At 72.2% G+C, this 1908-nt stretch carries 2 protein-coding genes; both read left to right on the forward strand.

Going from position 1 to position 1908, the window contains the following annotated elements; all coding sequences use genetic code 11:
- A partial coding sequence (locus tag AC27IO_RS23595; RefSeq protein WP_498741094.1) for an acyl-CoA dehydrogenase family protein occupies positions 1-1117 on the forward strand: 1117 nt, incomplete at its 5' end.
- Positions 1118-1157: 40 nt separating this feature from the next.
- Positions 1158-1908, forward strand: a 751-nt coding sequence (locus AC27IO_RS23600) for a sigma 54-interacting transcriptional regulator (RefSeq protein ID WP_498741095.1), incomplete at its 3' end; no start/stop codon positions are given.

Here is a 1908-nt window from a genome sequence, read left to right on the forward strand (position 1 = left end):
CGCCGCCACCGCTGCCGAGCGCGATGCCCGCGGCGGCACGCCGAAGGCCGAGCGCGATGCGCTGCGCGCCAGCGGCCTGCTGTCGCTCTCCATCCCCACCGCGCAGGGCGGCCAGGGCGCCGACTGGGCGACCACGCTGCAGACCGTGCGCACCCTCGCGCAGGCCGACAGCTCGCTGGCCCACGTCTACGGCTTTCACCACCTGCTGCTGGCCACCGTGCGCCTGTTCGCGCGGCCCGAACAGTGGGTGCCATGGCTGGAGCAGACGGCGCGCAAGCAATGGTTCTGGGGCAACGCGCTCAACCCGCTGGACACGCGCACCGCCGTGCGCCGCATCGGCGACTGGTACGACTTCTCGGGCAAGAAGAGCTTTTGCTCGGGCGCGCTGGATTCCGAGATGCTGGTCGCCTCGGGCATTGACGAACACACCGGCCAGTTGCTGATCGCCGCCATTCCCACGGCCCGCGCAGGCATCACCCTGAACGGCGACTGGAACAGCTTCGGCCAGCGCCAGACCGACAGCGGCAGCGCCCTGTTCGAGAACGTGCGCGTGGAGGGCAGCGAGCTGCTGCGCGACCCCGGCCCGCTGACCACGCCGCGCTCGTCGCTGCGGCCGCTGCTGGCGCAGCTGGTGTTCGTGCACCTGTTCCTGGGCCTGGCCGAGGGCGCGTTCGCGCAGGCGCGGCACTACACGCTGAACGAGTCGCGCCCCTGGTTCCGCTCGCCCGCCGAGCGCGCCAGCGAAGACCCGTACATCCAGTCGCACTACGGCGAGTTCTTCGTGGGGCTGGAGAGCGTGCGCCTGCTGGCCGCGCAGGCCGCCGCCACGTTCGATGCGGCCTGGGCGCAAGGTGACGCGCTGGACGCCGAAGGCCGGGGCCGCGTGGCCGTGGCCGTGGCAACGGCCAAGGTGGCTTCCACCCGCGTGGGGCTGGACGTGACCACCCGGCTTTTCGAGACCACCGGCGCGCGCGCCACGCACGGCGCGCTGCGGCTGGACCGCTTCTGGCGCAACCTGCGCACGCAGACGCTGCACGACCCGGTGGACTACAAGCTGCAGGAGCTGGGCGACTGGGCGCTGCACGCCAGGGTGCCGGCGCCGTCGTTCTATTCGTGATCGCCCGGCACGATCGCTTTCAAACTCCAGGCTGAAGACCATGGCGACCCTCCCCGCATGGCCCGCCGCACCGGCCCGCACCGCCACCGCCACCTCCACGCCCGCCGCCCCCGAGGCCGGCCTGGCATGGATCTTCGAAGACCCGCGCTCCAAGGCGCTGCTGGCCGAAGTGGAGCAGGTGGCGCCCAGCGACGCCGGCGTGCTCATCACCGGCGAGAGCGGCACCGGCAAGGAGCTGATCGCGCGCTACCTGCACAGCCGCAGCCCGCGCAGCGCCGCGCCCTTCGTGGCCGTGGGCTGCGGCGCGTTCTCCGAAGCGCTGGTGGACTCGGAGCTGTTTGGCCATGAAAGCGGCGCCTTCCCCGGCGCCTTCGGGGCGCAGCCCGGCTGGTTCGAGGAAGCCCATGGCGGCACCATCTTCCTGGACGAGGTGAACGACCTGCCGCTGGCCGTGCAGAACAAGCTGCTGCGCGTGCTGCAGCAGCGCGAGGTGGTGCGCGTGGGCGGGCGCCAGCCCATTCCCATCGACGTGCGCATCGTGGCCGCCGCGTCGGTGGACCTGCAGGCGCTGGTGCTGCAGCAGCGCTTTCGCAAGGACCTGTACTACCGCCTGAACGTGGTGAGCCTGGAGGTGCACACGCTGCGCGAGCGCCCGGGCGACATCGTGCCGCTGGCGCGCCATTTCATCGATGCCTACAGCCGGCGCCTGGGCTACCCGCGTCCGCAGCTCACACCCGCCGCCGAACGCGCGCTGCAGCAGGCGCCCTGGCCCGGCAACGTGCGCGAGCTGG

Source organism: Acidovorax sp. KNOB132 (genome assembly GCF_057541515.1).